Raw genomic sequence first — 19,183 nt, forward strand, 5'->3', positions numbered from 1 at the left:
TCGTGCTGACCCGGGGTCGCACCACCGTCGGCCGGGCCTTCGGCACTGCCGTCAGCGCCGCCGTCGTGCTGACCCGGAGTGGCACCACCGTCGGCCGGGCCCTCCGCCCCGCCGCCGCTGGTGGTCTGCATGTCATCGTCGTTGAGTGGCATCGTGCTCCCTCGGATTGACCCGCCCCCGCCGCCGTTGGTCGGGTGCGTCCTGCCGCGGGTGGTACCCCGCTGCCGATCTTCTCTAACCACACCAGGTTCCACGGTAATTGCCCGAACAGTCCGGCATGACCGGTTCACCGTTCCGTCCGGGCATCGGCGGGCGGGTCGTGAGGTGCCGGGTCAGGGCATGATCCGGGCGAGGTCGTTGGGCATGGTGTCCTTGACCTCGTCCCACTGGCCCTGGGTCACGTGCCGGCGCAGGCTGTCCAGGACCACCTGGACCACCCGCTGCGGGCCGCCCTTCACGTCGTACGGGAAGCCCTGCCGGACCTCGTAGAGGAAGTCGTCCCGGTTGAGCTTGATCGGGACGTTCTGCGGCTGCCAGCCGTCGAAGTAGACGCCGCGCAACACGATCGGCAACTGCGCGGAGAACTCGACGCTCTCCTCTATCGGCATCCGGTCACGCAGCAGGTGCAACACGGTACGCAACGCCGCGTACGACTGGTTGCGCTGCTCCTTCGACCATCCGTACGCCTGTTCGATGTCTTTCAGAATCAGGTTGGTCTTGTCCATCGAGGACTCGATCGCGGACTGGAACTGCTCAGCCATCTGTCCACCCCCACTGGTCGGTTTGCCACCGTCGATCGTCGTGACGTCGCGGCGGACCCACCGGGCCACGCCGACGCCGGATGGGACTGGCCCATCCGATCCGCGGCGCCCGGCGAGACTGCATGGACGCTCCGACGACGTGCAGCACCGCGCTCCCTCGTCGCCGCGCTACCTGCCCAGCAGTCATCGTCAACCACCTCCGTGGTGCCGCTCCGCGCGGACCATCAAAGAAGCACCGCGCCTCTGCCACCATGCTCGGCGTCGACCGGGTGAGCGGTCCTCACCCCGCCCGGGTGAAACCCGCCCGGCCGCTTCGCGTCAGGCCGGTTCGCGTCGGGCCGGGCGTGGATGACGGCTCGGCCGGGGCGCGGCCGAGCCGTCGGGGCAACGCGCGCTCCGGTCGGTCCGGGACGCGGTGCCCACCAGGATGGGTGGGGTCCGTCGCGTCCCGGACCGACCGGCGAGGATCTCGGGTCAGGCCGCCCGCCGCTCGCGGGTCTGCTTGCAGGTGACGCAGGTGGTGGCCGACGGGAAGATCTCCAGCCGTTCGACCGGGATCGGCGCGGCGCAGCCCTCGCAGAAGCCGTAGGTACCCTCCGCCAGCCGGGCCAGGGCGTGTTCGTACTGGGCCCGACGGTCCAGAATGGTCCGCAGCAGGGACTGCGCGGTATCCCGCTCGGCCGTCTTGGTGCCGCTGTCGGCCTGGTCGTCGCCGGCGGTGTCGCCGACCTCGACGAGCCGCAGCACCTGACTCTGCTGCACCGCCTGCTGGTACTCCTCGGTCAGCTCGTCGTGGCGGGCCTGCAGGGAGAGCCGGATCTGGTCGATCTCCGCCTGGGACCGGCTGGTGCCGACCGTGTCATGGACGAGCATCGCTGCCTGCCTTTCCTGGGCCATATGGTCTGCGCGGGCGGGACGCTCCGCACCCGGTCATACCGCCCAGGTTGTCGTCACCCGGGCGCTGTGAGCACCGCGTTTACCCCAAGGGGGTGGGGCTCAAACCGGGTCGTCGACGGATTCCACGAGCGCTGGGCGACGCGGGTCGTCGACCCGGACCAGCACGTCGGCGAAGCCGGCGGGCGCGACCTCGGCGGCGTACCTGTCGAACGCGGGCAGGGTCCAGGCCAGGTCAGGGTCGGTGCGTCGGCGCAGCGCCGCAGGTGACATCTCCAGGTGTACGACGACGTCGAAGGCCAGTCCGCCGCCGAGCAGGAACGCGCCGCTGACCAGCACCACCCCGCCGGGCGGCAGATCGACGTACGCGGCCCGGCTGGCCCGGTCCGTCCGGGCGTCCCAGAGCGACGGCAACACCCGGCCGGATCCGCCCGGCCCTGCCGGGTCCAGCACCTCCCGGCGCAGTCCGGCCTCGTCGACCCAGCCCTCGTAGTACGCGTCCGGATTGGTCCGGCCGCGTTCCAGGCGCAGCGAGGCGGGGCGCAGGAAGTCGTCGGCGCGTACGTGCAGCACCGGGTGGCCGAGGGCACGAAGTGGATCGACCAGGGCTTCGGCCAGCTGGTCGGGGCGGGCAGCCGGGGCTGCGTCCACCGCGACCCGCAGCCGCCCGCTCGACACCTCACCGGCGAGCCGCTCGGCCAACTCGGTGATCAGCAGCGGCGGCGAGATGGGACGCACACGCATCCGACCATGGTGCCCGTTGGTCGACACCGCCGTGCCCGTCCCGGCCGGGTGGGCCGGCTCCGGCACCCGCCCGATCCGACAACCGGTCAGCCGGCGCGGTCGAGGGTGACCCGGGCGTCGTCGGACAACCGGTAGCCGACGCCGTACACGGTGGTGACCAGCGGGACGTCCACCCCGACCTTGCCGCGCAGCCGGCGCACGTGCACGTCGACGGTACGGACACCGGCGTGCTCGTACCCCCAGACCGCGTTGAGCAACTGGAGGCGGGTGAAGACCCGGCGGGGGTTCGCGACCAGATGCAGCAGGAGGTCGAACTCCAGCCGGGTCAGTGGCAACGGCTCGCCGTCACGCAGCACCGACCGGGAGGAGGCCAGGATGTGCAGGGTGGGAATGGCGGGCGCGAGCTGCCGGGACGGCGTACGACCCGCCGGAACGCTCTCACCGCGACGCTCCGGCACGACCGGGCTGACGGTGGTGATGGTGCCTTCGCCGCGCTCCAGCATCTCCCGCGCCGCGTCGAGCAGCCGACGCGCGGCCGGCGTCAGCGACTCCTCACACGCCAGGGGTATGGAGAGGGTCACCGTGAGCACCGGGGCGACGGTGTTGGCGGGACGACGCTGACCGCCGGGAGGCCGACCGGGCACCGCGGGTTGGGACGTATGCCATCCGGCGCGCGACGAAGCGGGGCTGACCGACATGGTCCTCCTTGGCTGGTCCGGGCTTTCCCCACGGCCCCGGGACGCCGCTCTATCGATGCTTCCCGGCGCCTGTGCGAGGGTCAAGGGGCGACTGCGTTGCATGAATGTGACAATTGACCGACACATCGGAGCCGTCCGCTCGCTCTGCGTACGAGGCCAGATGATTACAGCAGAGTCGCCAAGTTGACCTGATACGGGGGGTGGCCGATGCCGTTTTGGACATCCCGGGCGAGATGCGCGCACCCGGCGTGACGTCGACTGTTCGCGCTCCCATGACAAGGCCGTCACGCGAACGGGACACCCGCGCCGACTCACGAGGCGTCCCCGCGAGTCGTCGCGGGGGTCTGCGTGAGTGTGCGCGCGGGTGCCCGCCCCGTCCGGGTTTCAGCGTTCGACGATCACCTGCGCGTCGTCGGCGAGGCGGTAGCCGACACCGTGGACGGTGGTCAGCAGCGAGGTGCCGCCCAGCTTGGCGCGGAGTCGACGGACGTGCACATCGACGGTGCGGGCCACCGCGTGGTCGTAGCCCCAGACCGAATGCAGCAGCTGCAGCCGGGTGAACACCCGTCGTGGCCGCTCGGCCAGGAACAGCAGCAGGTCGTACTCGATTCGGGTCAGCGGGATCGTCCGGTCACCCTGGAGTACGGCACGCGGGCCGGTGAGGATCCGGACCAGGTTCGGGTCGGTCGCGGCGGGGGCCGGAGCGTCGGAGCGGGACAGTCGTGCTTCACCCGACTCGACGATCTCCCCGAGGAGCTCGAACAGCCGGTTCAGGCGTGGGCTCACCTGGCCGGACGCGAGGTCGACGGTGATGGTCAGGGTCGGCCGGGTACGCGGTCGCGCCAACCGGGTCCGGCTGGTGTGACGGGGCGGGTGCTGGCGCGGGCCGAGAGCGACGACGGACACGGTGACCTCCTGGGACTACCGCAACGCCGGGTGGGGCGTGGCGGTTCAGTGGTACGCCCGGCCGGCGGTCGCCGGGGGCGCGAGAGTGGACGTTGCGGGTGGCGCGGTGGGTCCGAGCACCGGCAGGCCGGCTATCTGCCAGGCGGCGAATCCGCCGACCACGTCGGTTGCCCGGTGCAGCCCGAGATCCTGGAGCGAGGCGGCGGCCAGTGACGAGGTGTAGCCCTCCTGGCAGAGGACCACCACGGACAGGTCGTAGCCGACCGCCTGCGGCAGCCGGGCCGGACACCGGGGGTCCAGCCGCCACTCCAGGACGTTGCGCTCGATGGCCAGCACGCCCGGCACGGTGCCGTGTGCGGCCCGTTGCGCCGCGGGACGGATGTCGACCAGCAGGGCACCGGTCCGGTACGCCAGATGCGCCTGTTCGGGGTCGAGGCGGTCGAGCCGGGCGCGGGCGGCGGCGAGGATCTCGTCGATCCCCCGCGAGCCCGCAGGTGGCACCGGCACCGGACAGCCGGCGACGGGATCGGCCTGTGACATCGGCGATTCCTTCCAGGAAAGATCATCGGTACCGAAGGCGGGCGGGGTGACCGGTCGGCGTCTCACCATGCCACGCCGGCCTCGGCCACCTCGGCGACCAGCAGCCGACCCTGCTCGAGGTGGTAGCGGACCATCCGGCGCAGCGCCGGACCGTAGACGTGGACGCTCACCGCCGGCTCGGCGTGCTTGTTGGTCACCATGTGCAGGTGTCGGGGGCCGAACCGGCGGCCGGAGCCGGCGGCGAGCAGGTGCGGTCGCAACCGGCCACCGCTGACGGTCTCCTCGGTGAGGGTGCCCGAAACCACCAGGAAGGCACCGGAGGAGCCGCCGTGGTCGTGCAGGTCGGTGCCCTGACCGGGTAGCCAACTCAGCGCCCACACCTCGTGGTCGTCGTGGGCCGCCAACCGGGCGTACCACCGGCTGACGGGATCGAAGCACACCGGCACCGGCCAACTCGCGGGATCGGCGGCCCAGCGACGGGCGACGGCGAACAGGTCCGGTTCGGTGACGGGTTCGGCAGGCATGTGGTCCTCACGACGGTCGTCGGCGGATTGTCTCGACCAGCTTAGAAGGTAAACCCTATAGGTTTAGTAGGCATTCCTACGATCTGGGACGACGCGGCCGTATCGTTCACCCGGACGTGGGCGGGTCGGCAAGCCCGCCGATCGGCTGGCGGCCGGTGGCGGTGCGGTGGAGCCGACTAACCTGAACCGGTGAGCGACGAACTCGACGCCGAGACCCTGGAATTCGCGCACCGGATGTTCGACCTGGCGCGCGACGGCGCGACCGCGGAACTCGCCGGGTACGTCGACGCGGGGCTACCGGTCAACCTGACCAACCACAAGGGCGACACCCTGCTGATCCTGGCGGCCTACCACGCCCACCCGGAGACGGTGCGCGCACTGCTGCAACGGGGCGCCGATCACGGTCGGGCCAACGACCGGGGACAGACAGCGTTGGCCGCGGCGGTGTTCCGCAAGAACGCCGAGGCGGTCCGCGCGCTGCTCGACGCCGGCGCCGACCCCGACGGCGGCGATCCGTCCGCGGTCGCCACCGCCGAGTTCTTCGACCTGCCCGAGATGCTCGCGCTGCTGCGGCCCTAAGGGCGGGGCCGCACCACCTCGACGGTGGGACCGTCGAGGCCGCGTACGATGTCGACGCTCGCCGACTCACGACGGCCGGCCTCGAAGTGGCGCATCAGCCGCGCGCCGAGGTGTACGCCCACCCCGCCGACGGCGAGAGCGAGCAGTTCGACGACCAGCAGCGCCGGGGTGACGCCACGGTTCGTCGCGTCCGCCCGGACCAGGCAGGAGAGCAGGAACAACCCGGCCATCGCCGCGTTGACGACGTTGAAGCTGATCGCCGTGCGGCGGGTACGGTCCGGCGGCACGTCCCACAGGTCGACCATCCCGGCCACCGCCGTCAACGCCGCCGCCACCAGAGCGGCCACCGCCGTCCAGTAGCCGACCTCGCCGAGGAAGGCCGGACCACCGACCACGTCGGCGAGGTCGAAGATGACGGCACAGACGAAGAGCCCGTACGGAAAGGTCACCAACATCGGTTGGATGGGGTGCCCCTGCACCCGCAGCCGGCTCTGCATCGTGGTCCCCCTGGGATCGGCTCAGTCCATCAGCCCAGGGTGCTACCCGGGTGCCAGCCGGGCGAAACGACACGCCCCGATCAGTTGTCCCGGGGTCGGGAGACCGTGCTGACCAGCCGCTCCGCCACCTCCCGCAACGGGATGGACAACGACGCCGCCGCGCTGCGCAGCACCTCGAGGGCCTCCTCGGCCGGGCAGCCGCGCTGGGTCATGATGACGCCGACGGCCTGGCCGATCACGCCGTCGTTGAGCAGCACGGTGTCCTGCTGCACGATCAGGGCGGCCCGCTTCTCCCGGCCGCGTACGGCCGCCAGCAGCAGACCGGCGTGCTCGGCCAGCAGCATCGCGGTCAACTGGTGCCCGGGGGTCAGCGCGTCGGACTCTGCGGCGTACAGGTTGACCGCGCCGATGACCTGGTCGTCGATGTCCACGGGCGCGGAGATCACCCCGCGTACGCCCAGTTCGCGGGCCCGGGTCGTCCAGTCCGGCCAGCGCGGTTCCGCATCCAGTTCCTCCGCGCCGACCATCTCCCGGCGACGGATCGCGTCCATCGCCGGGGTGTCCGGGCCGTACCGCAGGTCGTCCAGCCCGCCCAGCCGAGGGTCGGAGGCGGCCACGCCCGCCGGCTCACCGGCCCGCAGGGCGGTGAACCCGCACCAGGTGACCCCCGCGAGGGCGTCCCGGGTGATCCGGACCAGCGCGGACAGCGCCGCGTCGAAGTCGTCGACGGCGATCAGCCCGGCGGTCAACTCCCGGAGCAGGGCAGCCGTCTCCAGCACGCCGAGCGTCTCCCCCAGCGGTGCGGTCGTCTCCAGGTTCACCGGTCCGCGGCTCCGGTACGCCCGGTCAGCGTCGTCACCCGTCTCCTCCTCGACTCGGCCCGCACACAGGTAGCCGTCCTCGACATCACGATCGCGCTACTACCCCCGACAACAACGGCCGAAACGGCGCAAATCGGGGCCCTCCCAGCGTACGGGTGCCACCAGGAGGGGTGGACCGGACCGGACGACCTCAGCGAGAACCCCCGCCGAGGCGGCGACCGACGGAGGCGATCAACCGGTCCAGCTCGGAACCGAACGGGTTGTCGTGCACCAGGTACGTCCAGGTGGCGCTGGGCCGGACCAGTTCCGTCGAGTCGGGCTCCCAGTCCTCGTCGAACTCGGTCTCGGCGAAGGTCTCCAGCGTCCGCGCCTCGATCGCCGGCACCAGCTCGGTGAACGCCGGAACCGCCGCCCGGTGGAACTCGTCCAGCGGATCGAGCCGGCCCAGGGCCCGCAGGTGCACGCCCTCGCGGACCTCCGACAACTCGGCCAGGTGCGAGGCCCAGAGCCGGTCGAGGTGGTAGAGGGCGATCGACCGGGCCACCCGGGCCAGCAGGTCCTCGTCCATCTCGGCGGCCTTCTCCGGCATCTTGTCCAGCAGCATCAGCGCCGCGACGTCGCTGGTGAGCAGCCGCTCCCGCCGCTCGGCGAGGGCCTTGCGCTGCTGTTCGATCACCACGCTGTAGCGCCAGGTGTTGCGGTGGATCTCGTGGTTGACCCCTTCCGCGACCCGCTGGGCGTGCTCGACCGCGTAGTCCACCTGCGGATCGGTGACCAGACCATCGGCGTTCATCCGGGGCGACGGCGGCACCGAGTCACCGGCGTGCCGGACGACGAGGTCGTCCTCCAGGCTGACGAAGAAGACCGACCCACCCGGATCACCCTGACGACCGGCCCGGCCGCGCAGCTGGTCGTCGACGCGACGGCTGTCGTGTCGACCGCTGCCGATCACGTAGAGACCGCCCAGTTCGGCCACCCGATCCCGGTCGGACTGGTCGCTGCCGCCGAGGCGGATGTCCACGCCCCGGCCCGCCATCTGGGTGGAGACGGTGACCGCGCCGAACGCGCCGGCCTCGGCGATGATCGCCGCTTCCTCGTCGTCGTTCTTGGCGTTTAGCACCACGCACGGCACCCCGGCGGCGTTGAGCCCAGCGGCCAGCTGCTCGGACTCCTTGACGTCCAGCGTGCCGACCAGCACCGGACGCCCGACGCTGTGGCAGCGCTGGATCTCGTCGATCAGCGCCTCCTCCTTCTCCGCCCGGGTGGCGTAGATGCGGTCCGGCTCGTCGACCCGCACGCACGGGGTGTTCGGCGGGATCACCGCGACCTCCAGGCCGAAGAACTCCCGCAGCTGGTCGCCGACGAGCACCGCGGTGGCGGTCATGCCGCAGACGATCGGGTAGAGCCCGACGTACGCCTGCACGGCGATGGTGCCGAGCACCTCGCCCTCGGCGGTGGCGTCGAGCCCCTCCTTGGCCTCCACGGCCGCCTGGAGCCCGTCGGGCCAGCGGCGCCGCTGGGCGACCCGCCCCCGCATCTCGTCGATCAGTTCGACGGTGCCGTCCCGGACGATGTAGTCCACGTCCCGGTGCAGCAGGGCGTGCGCGTGCAACGCCACGTTGACCGCCGAGAGCTGCTCGACGTTCTCCTCGTCGTACAGGTCGATGCCGAGCTTGGCCTCCACGGCGGCCAGGCCGGCGGAGGTGAAGGCGACACTGCGGCCGTCCTCGGCCACCGTGTAGTGCCGGCCCTTGCGCAGGCCACGGACGAGCGCGGCGGCGGTGTGCACCGGGTCCTGCTCGCCGGGGACCGAGCCGGCCAGGACCATCGGCACCCGGGCCTCGTCGATGAGGATGGAGTCGGCCTCGTCGACGATCGCCGTACGCAGCGGGCGCTGCACCCGGTCCTCGATGTCGGTGACGAGCTGATCGCGGAGGAAGTCGAAACCGGCCTCGCTGACCGAGACGTAGGTGACGTCGCAGGCGTACGCGGCACGCCGCTCGACCGGGGTGGACGCCTCGTTGACCCAGCCGACGGTGAGCCCGAGCAGGGTGTAGATCGGCTCCATCCACTGGGCGTCGCGGCGAGCCAGGTAGTCGTTCACGGTCAGCACGTGCACCGGCCCGTTGCCGAGCCGGACGTGCCCGTACGCGGCGATCGCGGCGGTGAGCGTCTTGCCCTCACCGGTGGCCATCTCGGCGACCTTGCCGGACAGCAGCGACATGGCACCCAACAGCTGGACGTCGTACGGACGCTGGTCGATGCCTCGACGGGCGGCCTCGCGGCCGAGCGCGCAGATCTCCTCGTAGCTCGTCGCCGTGGCCGCCGCCTCGGTGAGTTCGGCGTCGTCGAACGCCGAGATCTCCTCCTCGCGGGCCTCGATGACCGGCAGCAGCTTCTCCAGCGGGGCCAGATCGACCGTCGTCCCCGGGCGTTGGAGGAACCGGCGGAACCTGGTCTTCAAGCGTTGCGACACACCCATGAGCCGCAACGGTACGCGACCGGGGCGATCTTGAACGTCCCACCCGCCCCGTTCCGACATCGCGGGAGGTCGATCGAACGCAATCAAAGGTTCATCGGACGGGAACGGGGACGGCGCACGGTGCTGATCAAGCTGGAGAGCGATCCGGTTAGCGTGCGGGGTGCTGGGAAAGTCGACTCCCGGTCTTCCCGCAGACGAGGGGGTGCCTGTGCGCAACGACGAATCTCTGGTCTCGCCGGTGGTGGAGGCCTGGGCCACCTACCGAACCACCTCGGCGGCCGACTGGCCGACCCGACGCCTGCTGCGGGCCAAGGGAGACAGCCGGGTCAGCGTGGTGCTGCCGGCGCGCAACGAGGAGGCCACCGTCGGAGCGATCGTGGCCACCATCCGCGAACACCTGATGGACCGGGTGTCCCTGGTCGACGAGTTGATCGTGGTCGACTCGCGGTCCACCGACCGCACCGCGGCGGTGGCCCGGGCCGCCGGTGCCGAGGTCGTCAGCCAGGACGTGATGACCCGGGGGTTGCCCCAGCTGACCGGCAAGGGCGACGCGCTCTGGGCGGGTCTGGCGGCGGCGGAGGGCGACGTGGTGGCCTTCGTCGACGCCGACCTGCGCGAGTTCCGACCGCACTTCGTCACCGGGCTGCTCGGCCCGCTGCTGACCGACCCGTCGGTCGATTTCGTCAAGGGCTTCTACCACCGGCCCCTGGTGAGCACCGGCGGCGTGGAGGCCGACGGCGGTGGCCGGGTCACGGAGCTGATGGCCCGGCCGATGCTGAACCTGTTCTGGCCGGAACTGGCCGGGTTCGTCCAGCCGCTCGCCGGTGAGTACGCCGGCCGCCGGGAGGTGCTGGCGCGGGTGCCGTTCGTCTCCGGCTACGGCGTCGAGACCGCCATGCTGATCGACCTGCTCGAACTCGTCGGGTTGGACGCGCTGGCCCAGGTGGATCTCGGCGAGCGCAAGCACCGGCACCAGGACACCGCCGCGCTGGGCCGGATGGCCGCCCAGATCATGCTCACCGCCTGGTCCCGGTTGCAGCGCCGAGGCTGGGCGAACCCGGACATGCTGCCCACCGCCCTGCTCACCCAGTTCCGTCGGGGCGGTTCCGAGGCGCTGCCGAACCTGGACCGGGAGATCGTGGTCAGCGACGTCGCTGTGGAGGAACGGCCCCCACTGGCGCAGCTGCGGCACCAACTGCCACGCCGTCGGGTCGCCGCGGCGTGACGCAGGCCGCCCCGGTCGCGGCGTTTCGCCCGGTCAACCGCCGGGTACCTGCCTGGCTCTGCGGACAGCGCCGAGACGAGGGCGGAGATGGCGAGCCGGATCACCTGCCAGGTACACGACGGAGCACCCGCCGTCGTGCGCCTCACCGGCACCCTCGACATCACCTCGATGCGCCAGGCGTACGCGTTCCTGGAGGAGTGCCTGGACCGGCAGCCGGACGCGTTGGTGGTCGACCTGACCGGGCTCGCCGTGCGGGACCACCTGGCGGTGTCCGTCTTCGCGGCCGTCGCGCGCCGCGCCGCAGGATGGCCGGTCGTGCCGCTGGTGCTCTGCGCGCCGCACCCGGACGCCGCCGCGCTGCTGGCCGACTCGACGGCCTGCCGGGTGCTGGCGGTGCGGGACAGCTGCGACGAGGCGAGCCGGGTGGCCGACGCCTCCGCCGTGACCCGTCTGCGGCTGCGCCTGGATCCGGTGGCGACGGCCTGCCGGCGGGCCCGGGAGCTGGTGACCGACGCGTGTGCCCGGTGGAACCTGCCCGAGGCGGTCGGCCCGGCCTCGGTGGTGCTCAGTGAACTGGTCGGCAACGTGGTCCGGCACGCCGGCACCCCGATGCAGGTGACGGTGACCCTGCACCGACCCTGGCTGCACCTGGCCGTGGTCGACAGCAGCAGCGCCGTGGTCCGGCCGAGCAAGGCCGGGCAGCGCGACGAGGGTGGCCGAGGGCTGCTGCTGGTACGCGAGCTAGCCGACCGCTGGGGCAGCGCCCCGGCCGGCGACGGAAAGGCCGTCTGGGCCACACTACCGGCGAATTGACCGAAATTAGCCCTCTCGCCTGGTTACATGGTCGACGGGGTGGGTAGCCACGCCTGTCCCTATCCGTCGTCAGCGGGGTGAGCGCTCATGCCCAAGCGGGTATCCACCGAACCCGGACAGGACCGGGGGCCGGCCATTCTCGCGCCGGCCCGGTTCGGCGGTTATCCCGGACCGCTGCGCCGGCCGCTGCCGGGCGGCAAGCTGGTCAGGTTCCTGGCGACCACGGACCACAAGCAGATCGGTCTGCTCTACCTGCTGACCTCGTTCGGCTTCTTCCTGCTCGCCGGGATCGAGGCCATGCTGATCCGGGCCGAGTTGGCCCGGCCGGGTCTGCAGTTCCTCGCCGCCGAGCAGTACAACCAGCTGTTCACCTCGCACGGCGCGGTGATGCTGCTGCTGTTCGCCACTCCGGCGGCGTTCGGCTTCGCCAACTACATCGTGCCGATCCAGATCGGCGCGCCGGACGTGTCGTTCCCCCGGCTCAACGCGCTCGCCTACTGGCTCTACCTGTTCGGCGGGCTGATGGTGGTCAGCGGGTTCCTGACCCCGGGCGGCTCGGCCGACTTCGGCTGGACCGCGTACACCCCGCTGAGCACCAGCGAGCACTCCCCCGGCGTGGGCGCGAACCTGTGGGTGATCGGGCTGGTGGTCTCCGGTCTGGGCACCATCCTCGGCGCGGTCAACCTGATCACCACGATCCTGACCCTGCGCGCGCCGGGCATGACCATGTTCCGGATGCCGATCTTCACCTGGAACATGCTCTTCACCAGCGTGCTGGTGATCCTGGTCTTCCCGCTGCTGGCCGCCGCGCTGCTGGCGTTGAGCGCCGACCGGCTGCTCGACGCGCAGGTGTTCAACCCCGACACCGGCGGGCCGATGCTCTGGCAACACCTGTTCTGGTTCTTCGGCCACCCCGAGGTCTACATCATCGCGCTGCCGTTCTTCGGCATCATCACCGAGGTCATTCCGGTCTTCTCCCGCAAACCGATCTTCGGCTACACCGGTCTGGTGCTGGCCACCGTCACCATCACCGTGCTGTCGATGACGGTGTGGGCGCACCACATGTTCACCACCGGCCAGGTGCTGCTGCCGTTCTTCAGCATCCTCAGCTACCTGATCGCGGTGCCGACCGGCGTGAAGTTCTTCAACTGGATCGGCAGCATGTGGAAGGGCCAGCTCACCTTCGAGACGCCGATGCTGTTCTCCATCGGTTTCCTGGTGACCTTCCTGCTCGGTGGGCTCACCGGGGTGCTACTGGCCAGTCCCCCGGCCGACTGGCACACCCACGACAGTTACTTCGTGGTGGCCCACTTCCACTACGTGGTCTTCGGCACGGTGGTCTTCGCGCTCTTCGCCGGCTTCTACTTCTGGTGGCCGAAGATGACCGGGCGGCTGCTCGACGAACGGCTCGGCAAGCTGCACTTCTGGAGCATGTTCATCGGCTTCCACGGCACCTTTCTGGTGCACCACTGGCTGGGCAGCAAGGGTTTCCCCCGGCGGTACGCCGACTATCTGCCGACCGACGGGTTCACCACGATGAACACGGTCTCCAGCATCTTCTCCTTCGTGCTGGGGGCGTCCACCCTGTTCTTCATCTACAACGCCTGGAAGTCCTGGCGCTACGGCGCCGAGGTGACGGTGGACGACCCCTGGGGCTTCGGCAACTCCCTGGAGTGGGCCACCACCTGCCCGCCGCCGCTGCGCAACTTCGACCGGATGCCCCGGATCCGCTCGGAGCGTCCCGCGTTCGACGCCAAGTACGGCGAACTCGTCTCCGACCTGGGCCGCGACCTGCCACAGCGGACCACCCGGCCGCCGCAGGACTTCCGCGACGAGATCCACCGGGAGACGCACGTGCCGGAGTCACCGAGCGCCGAGGGCGCGCACGGCGCGCGGGAGGCGGTCGCGTACCAACCGGCACCGCAGTCCGGCGCCCGGCCGGTGGAGGTGCCGGAACCCGAGGAGGTACGCCGGCCCAGCTTCGAGGGGACCGACGAGCCGGAGGGAAACCCGCTGGACGCGCAGCGCGAGGAGTCCTCCGACCGGTGGCGGCATCCGCGTGGCCCCGGGGACACGCCGGAGAACTGACCGACGGACACGCGTCGGGGCGGCACCTGTCGGTACCGCCCCGGCGATCCGCTCAACGACCCCGCACCGGGGCCGTGGCGCGCGACGGGTTGACCGCCTCGGACTCGGCGGGACCGTTCTGCCAGGGTGGCGGCGCGTCGGCGAGCATCGCCTGGCGCAGCCAGGTCAGCGCCCGGGACAGCAACCGCGACACATGCATCTGGGAGATACCGAACCGGGCGGCGATCTCGGCCTGGGTCTGGTTGCCGTAGAACCGCATGGCCAGGATCCGCCGCTCCCGCCAGGGCAGCCGGTGCAGCAGGCCACTGACGGTCACCCGGTCGTCGACGGACTCCAACGCGAAGTCCGACTCGCCGACGAGGTCGCCGAACTCCGCCGAACTCTCCCCGCCGACGGGCGCGTTGAGCGATGCCGGGCTGTAGCCGGCGGCCGACTCCAACGCGGCGAGGATCTCCGCCTCCGGCGTCTCCAGCCGCTTCGACAGCTCGGCCACGGTCGGCGCCCGGGACAGCTCGCTGGTCAGCGCCGCCGTCGCCTGCCCCACCTCGAGGATCAGGTCACGCAGTCGACGGGGCACGTGCACACCCCAGGTGCGATCCCGGAAATGCCGCTTGATCTCACCCACGATGGTGATCGCCGCGTACGCGGTGAACGAGCCGCGTTCCGGGTCGTACCGGTCGACCGCGTTGACCAGCCCCAGACGGGCCACCTGTTCCAGATCCTCCAGCGGTTCCCCGCGCCCCCGGTAACGGCGGGCCAACCGGCCCGCGAACGGCAACGCGAACCGGACCAGGTCGTCGCGTGCCTCCTGGCGACGCTCCGGCGGCAGGCCCTCGATGCGCGCCGCGTACGCCAGCGCCGCCGCGTCGAGATCCTCCAGCCCCCGATCGGTGGGTGGTGGTGTGGTTGTGGTGGTCTGTCCGAACATCCGCGCCTCCCTCGGGAAGGACCCCGCCCGGATTCACCGACACCGGGCACGCGCGTGGGCACGCACGGGCCTGTGAGTGGGTTACGTACTGGGATGCCAGCGGGTGACGGCGCCACGCCGCGCTAGGTGATCAGCCCGTCGCAGCCGGCGGTGTTCCCGCTCCGTAGGTACTCAATCACGGGATCACGGGTTCGCGAGGATGTTTCGCCAGCTGGGTCTCAACAGATCAGCAGGCCGTGGTGCCGACCGCTGTCGCGCAGTGCGGCGAGCGCCTCGGCGGTCCCGAGCGGGGCCGGGTTGGGCAGGTCGTACGGCTGGGCGCGGAGCACCTCGGTGGCCCGTCGGGTGGGTACCGAGGTGACCGGGTAGCCGCGCGCCGAGGCGCGGTCCAGGGCCCGTCGCCGCCGCCCGAACCCGGCCACCGCCAGCCACTGCGGCAGACCCGCCAGCGCCGGTGAGCGTACGCCCGGCGGCTCCGGCAGCACGTCGACCGAGGTGAACGACTCGCTGCCGGCCAGCCACCACTCCACCTGCTCGACGCTGCGCCGGGTGGCGTTCTCGCACCAGTAGGGCACCAGCCCGGCCCGGAGCACCTGCCACGGGTCGAGCAGCCGACCGCACTCGACCACCAGGCGGTCACCGGTCTTGCCGGCCGCGCGCAGCCAGCGCCGGTACAGGTCGGCGATGGCCGCGCTGAGCGCCTCCGGGGCGGGTACCAGGATGCGGTGCAACGGGTGGCCGTGCCGCGAGGTCCAGTCCCGTACGCCCTGGTCGAAACCGGACTCCACGCCGTGTTCGGCGATGGCCGGCGGCGCGGAGATCTCCGGCGGGTCCCATCGGGTGCTGTCGCCGCCGGCCGAGCGCAGCACCTGCCGCAGCGCGTGGCTGTCGGGGTGGAAGTCCACCGGGGTCAGGCCGCTGGCCGGGCAGCCGAGCTGGAAGCTGTGGCCGTCGGCCGCGTCGACCACCGGCCAGGTCCGGGTGTCCCGCAGCATCAGCACCGGCGCGCCGGGGGTCAGCCGGTCGGCCAGGAAGCTGCGGTACGCCGTCGGCAGCGCCTGCCAGCGACCGGTCAACGCCACCGTCGCCCCGGCCAGCGCGCCCCGGCTGGCCGGGCAGTGCACCTGCCTCAGGTGCAGGTCGGGGTTGCCGGCCAGCAGTCGCCCGGCGAGCGCCGCACCGTGGTCCAGGGCGGCCCGGGGTTGGTCCACCGCGCCCTGCGGCCAGTGCGCCACCATCTCGAACCCGGCGGGCAGCCAGGGCATGCCCAGCGCCACCGCCAGGTGTGCGACACCGCCGTGCGGGGAGCCCAGCAGCACCCCGGGATACCGGCGACGCGGGTACTGGTCGACGAACCAGCGGGCGACCCGGCCGGCGTCGACCTCGGCCGCCTGCCCCGCGGTGAGCGCGATCCGGCCGGCGGAGCGGATCGCCGCGGCCCGCCGCACCGGGTCGGGCGTGCCGGCGAACCGGGACACCGGCCCGGCGTGTCCGAGGTCGGCGCAGTCGCTGCCACGCAGGGCGCGGGCGGTGGCCGCGACCAGGGTGCGGGCGGTGCTGTCGGCGGCCACGACACGGTCGCCGGCCATGCCGGCCCCCGCCGCCGTCAGTCCCGGGCGCACCTTGCGCCCCGGCTCCACCTTGCCTCGATCGCTCACCACGCGGCCCGGCTTCCCGCCACGATGCGGGTTAAACAGGGCATCTGCCCACCTGACGGCATCAATCAGGGGATCTTGTCCGTTCCCGACAAGAACGGCCAGCCCGCCATCGTCGGCCCACCACCGGTCAGCACCATCGGGGATGGCTCCGGCGGCGGCGAGGCAGCAAGGTCGCAGATGGTGCCGCCGGAGCGGTGGCTCAACGCGTCCGTCAGCACCTCCAGCACGGACGGCCGGTCGGCGTTCAGCGCCTCGTCCCAGGCCGCGCCGACCAACTCCGGCCGGTCGACGCGTACCCCGTGCAGGCCGAGTAGCCGGGCCCAGCCGGCGTAGGGGACGTCGTCGGTGACCGACCGGGCCGGATCCAGGTGCCGGGGATGACCGGAGCGGCTGTTGCAGACCAGCACCACCAGGCGCGGGTCCGGCCACGCCGGTCGCCGCCGGGCGACGGTGACCAGCTCCGCCAGGCCCTGCGCGCGCATCCCGTCGTCGGCGACCAGGGCGACCACCGGCCGGTCGGGGGCGGCCAGCTTCACGGCGACGGCGTACGGCAACGCGCCACCGGGCAGCCCGGCCGGACCCACGACGGCGACCTCACCGGGTGCCCCCGGGGGGTGCGCGAGGCGCAGGGTGCCGTCGACGACCACCGTCGCGGTCGGCGGCAACCGGGTGGACAGCTCGTCGAGCACCAGCCGCGCCGCGAACCCCGGGGACCCGACCCGGGCCCGGCCGTCCGCCGGCCGGTACGGCAGCACCAGGCCCACCGGGCCGCCACCGCGCGAGGCGGCACGCAGCGCCTCGTCCATCGCCTGGGGCACGCGCACCGGGTCGGTGGCGAACCGGACGTCGTGGCACACCTCGGCGAGCAGTCGGGTGGTGACACCCACCTCGCCACCCGGGACCGGACCCGGCTCGGCGACGACCGCGAGCACCGGCAGGTGGGCACGGCGGGCGGCGTCGAGCCCGGCGAGCAGTCCACCGGCGCACGTGCCGCCGGCCGCCAGGCAGACACCCGGGTCACCGGTGCGGCGGGCGTGTCCGGCCGCCATCAGCGCGGCACTCTCCGGAGTGCGGGCCGGGACGAACTCCGGGTCGCCACCGGTGGCGTCGAGCGCGTCGACAAGTGCCGTGACCGGCGCCTGCGGATGACCGAAGACCCGGGGAATCCGCCCGGCCGACAGCCCGCTGACGACCGCGTCGGCGATGCTCGGCTCAGGCACCGCCCCGGCCCGGGGTGACCGGGTCGACGTAGCGCAGCACCGCGCCCACCCCGTCCACCAGTTGCGGCGCCTCGTCCGGACCGAGCACGGTCAACTCGGCGTCGGTGCCCACCAGGGCACGCACCAGCGCCGCGTCGGTCCGGACCCGCTCCGGTTCGGCGACCGTGGGCAGTTGACCCGGATCGGTGGCGATGTCGGTGGCCGCCGGGCCGATCCAGAGTTCACCGTCGGCCGACGGGTCGTCGACGATGAGCATGGTGTCGACCTGGTTGCGCTGCAACGCGGCCACCACGGCGTCGAGGCCCATGCCGACGTCCTCCTGCGTGCCGAAGCGGTCCAGGGCCGCGTGCACCCGCTGGTCGGCCACCTCGGCGATGGTCTGCACGGTCAGGTCGTCCAGCAGCGTCTGGTCGGCTCCACCGGCCCGCGAGCCGGCGTCGGTGCGTACCACCATGTCCTGCCAGCGGTCCGGCATCTGGGCGGCGATCATGCCGGTGGCGCGGACGTCACCGGCCACCACCACCACCTCGGCGCCGACCCGCTCGGCCAGCTCGACGGTCGCGGCGGTGACGTCACCGGCGTTGTGATGCCACGCCTCCATCGCGGCCCGCTGGTAGCGCGACTGGGACCAGCCACCGGGCTGGACCCGACGCAGCGGGTAGCTCTCCCGACCGGTCACGTGCGCCCGGCGCGGCACCCCACCGGCGCTGACCGACATCGCGTCGGCGCCGGTGCGGTCGGCCAGCACCCGCACCCACGCGACCTGCTCACCCCGTTGGGCCAGCAGCGGCATCACGTGCGGCAGCGGATCGTAGGAGGCCAGGTCCCGACGCGGCGGGGCGGACAGGTACTCGGAGAGCACCACCTGCCCGTGGGTGCCGAACACGGCGAGCCCGTAGTCGCCGGGCATCGGGTCGTGCCCTCGGACGACCCGGTCGATGGCGGCGAGCGTCGGCTCGTCCGCCCCGTGCTCGGCCAGTTGCCGTTGCAGACCGCGCCAGCGCAGATCGAGCGCCGCGTGCGCGTCCTCGGTGTCCAGTGAGGCGTCCAGGTAGACCGAGCACCACGGGCCTGGACGCTGGTACAGCGGGCGCAGGAAGGACAGCTGCATGCTCGACCCCTTTCCAGCTCGGCCCACCGCTTACCCGCCCCGTCGGGCTTGTCACCTGCCGGCAATCGCGTGACCAGTTTTCATTCACGTCGTTCAACCTCGAGGATCGATACGATCTGTAGGCACACGTGGACTCTGGGTGGTGACATGGACGCGACATCGTACTCCCGGCGCAGCCTGCACCCCACCGGGCGGATCCTCACCGCGCAGATCGTGCGTCTGATGGACGGCTATCCCCGGGAGGTGCGGGTGGGGCAGCCGGTGCTGGTGTTGGTGCTGGCGGCTGCCGGGGTGGCGGGCCTGCTCGCCCGGCTGGTACGCGCCGTGCTCTCGGCGGGCTCCGGCACCGGTCGGCGCAGCTTCAAGGAGCTGAAGAAGGGCCCCGAATACCTGGTCACCCCGGTCCGCCTACGGGATGCCGACGGCCGCCTCTACGAGGTGGAGCTGCACGGGCACCTGCCGCAGAGCGCACTGCATCCGGCCGACCACGTCCAGCTGACCCTGCGCGACCAGGGTGATCCCGACCTGGCGCCGAAGATCGAACGGATCGTCAACCTGACCACGGGGCAGTTGCTCCGGCCGCGTACCGCCACCATGTGGTCGCACCTGGGGCCGCCGCTGTTGCTCCAGGCGGTGCTGGGCGTGCTGGTCATCGCCACGGTGGCCGCCTGCACTGCGGTGAGCTGAGCCGCGG

At 72.0% G+C, this 19,183-nt stretch carries 19 protein-coding genes; 5 read left to right on the forward strand and 14 right to left on the reverse strand.

From position 1 onward, the window contains the following. Positions 1–332 precede the first annotated feature (332 nt). From FF096_RS10590 to FF096_RS10620, 7 genes are all read right to left on the reverse strand, one after another. Positions 333–761: a DUF2267 domain-containing protein gene (locus FF096_RS10590; RefSeq protein WP_155216755.1), complete on the reverse strand. Its 429-nt coding sequence runs from the start codon at positions 759–761 to the stop codon at positions 333–335. Between the two features lie 474 nt (positions 762–1,235). Next, positions 1,236–1,634, reverse strand: coding sequence for a TraR/DksA C4-type zinc finger protein (locus FF096_RS10595; protein WP_155216757.1), 399 nt, complete (start codon positions 1,632–1,634; stop codon positions 1,236–1,238). Between the two features lie 123 nt (positions 1,635–1,757). After that, complete coding sequence (locus FF096_RS10600; protein ID WP_155216759.1) at positions 1,758–2,399, reverse strand: uridine kinase; 642 nt, start codon at positions 2,397–2,399, stop codon at positions 1,758–1,760. Positions 2,400–2,485: 86 nt separating this feature from the next. Further along, the gene (locus FF096_RS10605) at positions 2,486–3,097 is read right to left on the reverse strand and encodes a winged helix-turn-helix domain-containing protein (protein WP_155216761.1); all 612 of its coding nucleotides are present in this window, start codon (positions 3,095–3,097) and stop codon (positions 2,486–2,488) included. Between the two features lie 384 nt (positions 3,098–3,481). Then, complete coding sequence (locus FF096_RS27165) at positions 3,482–4,003, reverse strand: winged helix-turn-helix domain-containing protein (protein ID WP_309223045.1); 522 nt, start codon at positions 4,001–4,003, stop codon at positions 3,482–3,484. A 45-nt stretch (positions 4,004–4,048) separates the two neighbouring features. Next, positions 4,049–4,543, reverse strand: a complete 495-nt coding sequence (locus FF096_RS10615) for a rhodanese-like domain-containing protein (RefSeq protein ID WP_155216763.1) — start codon at positions 4,541–4,543, stop codon at positions 4,049–4,051. Between the two features lie 62 nt (positions 4,544–4,605). Beyond that, the gene (locus tag FF096_RS10620; protein WP_155216765.1) at positions 4,606–5,067 is read right to left on the reverse strand and encodes a cysteine dioxygenase family protein; all 462 of its coding nucleotides are present in this window, start codon (positions 5,065–5,067) and stop codon (positions 4,606–4,608) included. 189 nt (positions 5,068–5,256) lie between these two features. Between FF096_RS10620 and FF096_RS10625 the strand changes: the two genes are divergently transcribed. Next, positions 5,257–5,646, forward strand: a complete 390-nt coding sequence (locus FF096_RS10625; protein WP_309223046.1) for an ankyrin repeat domain-containing protein — start codon at positions 5,257–5,259, stop codon at positions 5,644–5,646. Here the strand turns inward: FF096_RS10625 and FF096_RS10630 are convergent. The 3 genes from FF096_RS10630 to secA2 all read right to left on the reverse strand — a co-directional run bounded on the left by FF096_RS10630 (position 5,643) and on the right by secA2 (position 9,446). Beyond that, entirely contained in the window at positions 5,643–6,143 is a 501-nt protein-coding gene (locus FF096_RS10630; RefSeq protein WP_155216767.1) for a DUF2231 domain-containing protein, read from the reverse strand. The two genes, FF096_RS10625 and FF096_RS10630, sit on opposite strands and share 4 nt — an antisense overlap. 80 nt (positions 6,144–6,223) lie before the next feature. Next, positions 6,224–6,964 (reverse strand): GAF and ANTAR domain-containing protein, encoded by a 741-nt coding sequence (locus FF096_RS10635; protein WP_309223047.1) that lies wholly within the window; start codon positions 6,962–6,964, stop codon positions 6,224–6,226. A 190-nt stretch (positions 6,965–7,154) separates the two neighbouring features. Next, on the reverse strand, positions 7,155–9,446 hold the full coding sequence (gene secA2 / locus FF096_RS10640; RefSeq protein ID WP_155216771.1) for an accessory Sec system translocase SecA2: 2,292 nt from the start codon (positions 9,444–9,446) through the stop codon (positions 7,155–7,157). Between the two features lie 241 nt (positions 9,447–9,687). Here secA2 and FF096_RS10645 point away from each other — a divergent pair, with 241 nt between their 5' ends. From FF096_RS10645 to ctaD, 3 genes are all read left to right on the forward strand, one after another. Beyond that, on the forward strand, positions 9,688–10,671 hold the full coding sequence (locus tag FF096_RS10645) for a glucosyl-3-phosphoglycerate synthase (protein ID WP_309223058.1): 984 nt from the start codon (positions 9,688–9,690) through the stop codon (positions 10,669–10,671). A gap of 87 nt (positions 10,672–10,758) precedes the next feature. After that, a complete protein-coding gene (locus tag FF096_RS10650) occupies positions 10,759–11,484 on the forward strand; it encodes an ATP-binding protein (RefSeq protein ID WP_155216773.1) in 726 nt (241 codons plus the stop codon). An 87-nt stretch (positions 11,485–11,571) separates the two neighbouring features. Then, the gene (gene ctaD, locus FF096_RS10655; protein WP_155216775.1) at positions 11,572–13,572 is read left to right on the forward strand and encodes a cytochrome c oxidase subunit I; all 2,001 of its coding nucleotides are present in this window, start codon (positions 11,572–11,574) and stop codon (positions 13,570–13,572) included. Between the two features lie 52 nt (positions 13,573–13,624). Here the strand turns inward: ctaD and FF096_RS10660 are convergent, their stop codons facing one another. From FF096_RS10660 to FF096_RS10675, 4 genes are all read right to left on the reverse strand, one after another. Further along, complete coding sequence (locus tag FF096_RS10660) at positions 13,625–14,500, reverse strand: SigB/SigF/SigG family RNA polymerase sigma factor (RefSeq protein ID WP_155216777.1); 876 nt, start codon at positions 14,498–14,500, stop codon at positions 13,625–13,627. A gap of 218 nt (positions 14,501–14,718) precedes the next feature. Beyond that, a complete protein-coding gene (locus tag FF096_RS10665; protein WP_155216779.1) occupies positions 14,719–16,089 on the reverse strand; it encodes a hypothetical protein in 1,371 nt (456 codons plus the stop codon). A 134-nt stretch (positions 16,090–16,223) separates the two neighbouring features. Next, positions 16,224–17,378 (reverse strand): thiamine pyrophosphate-binding protein, encoded by a 1,155-nt coding sequence (locus FF096_RS27265; RefSeq protein WP_155216781.1) that lies wholly within the window; start codon positions 17,376–17,378, stop codon positions 16,224–16,226. Continuing rightward, positions 17,371–18,489, reverse strand: a complete 1,119-nt coding sequence (locus FF096_RS10675) for a Vms1/Ankzf1 family peptidyl-tRNA hydrolase (protein WP_155216783.1) — start codon at positions 18,487–18,489, stop codon at positions 17,371–17,373. The genes FF096_RS27265 and FF096_RS10675 overlap by 8 nt, the downstream gene beginning before the upstream one ends. A 147-nt stretch (positions 18,490–18,636) precedes the next feature. On the opposite strand from FF096_RS10675, the gene FF096_RS10680 reads away from it, so the two are divergent. Beyond that, entirely contained in the window at positions 18,637–19,176 is a 540-nt protein-coding gene (locus FF096_RS10680; RefSeq protein WP_155216785.1) for a hypothetical protein, read from the forward strand. The last annotated feature ends 7 nt before the right edge of the window (positions 19,177–19,183 follow it).

The organism is Micromonospora sp. CP22 (genome assembly GCF_009712475.1).
Lineage (GTDB): Bacteria > Actinomycetota > Actinomycetes > Mycobacteriales > Micromonosporaceae > Micromonospora.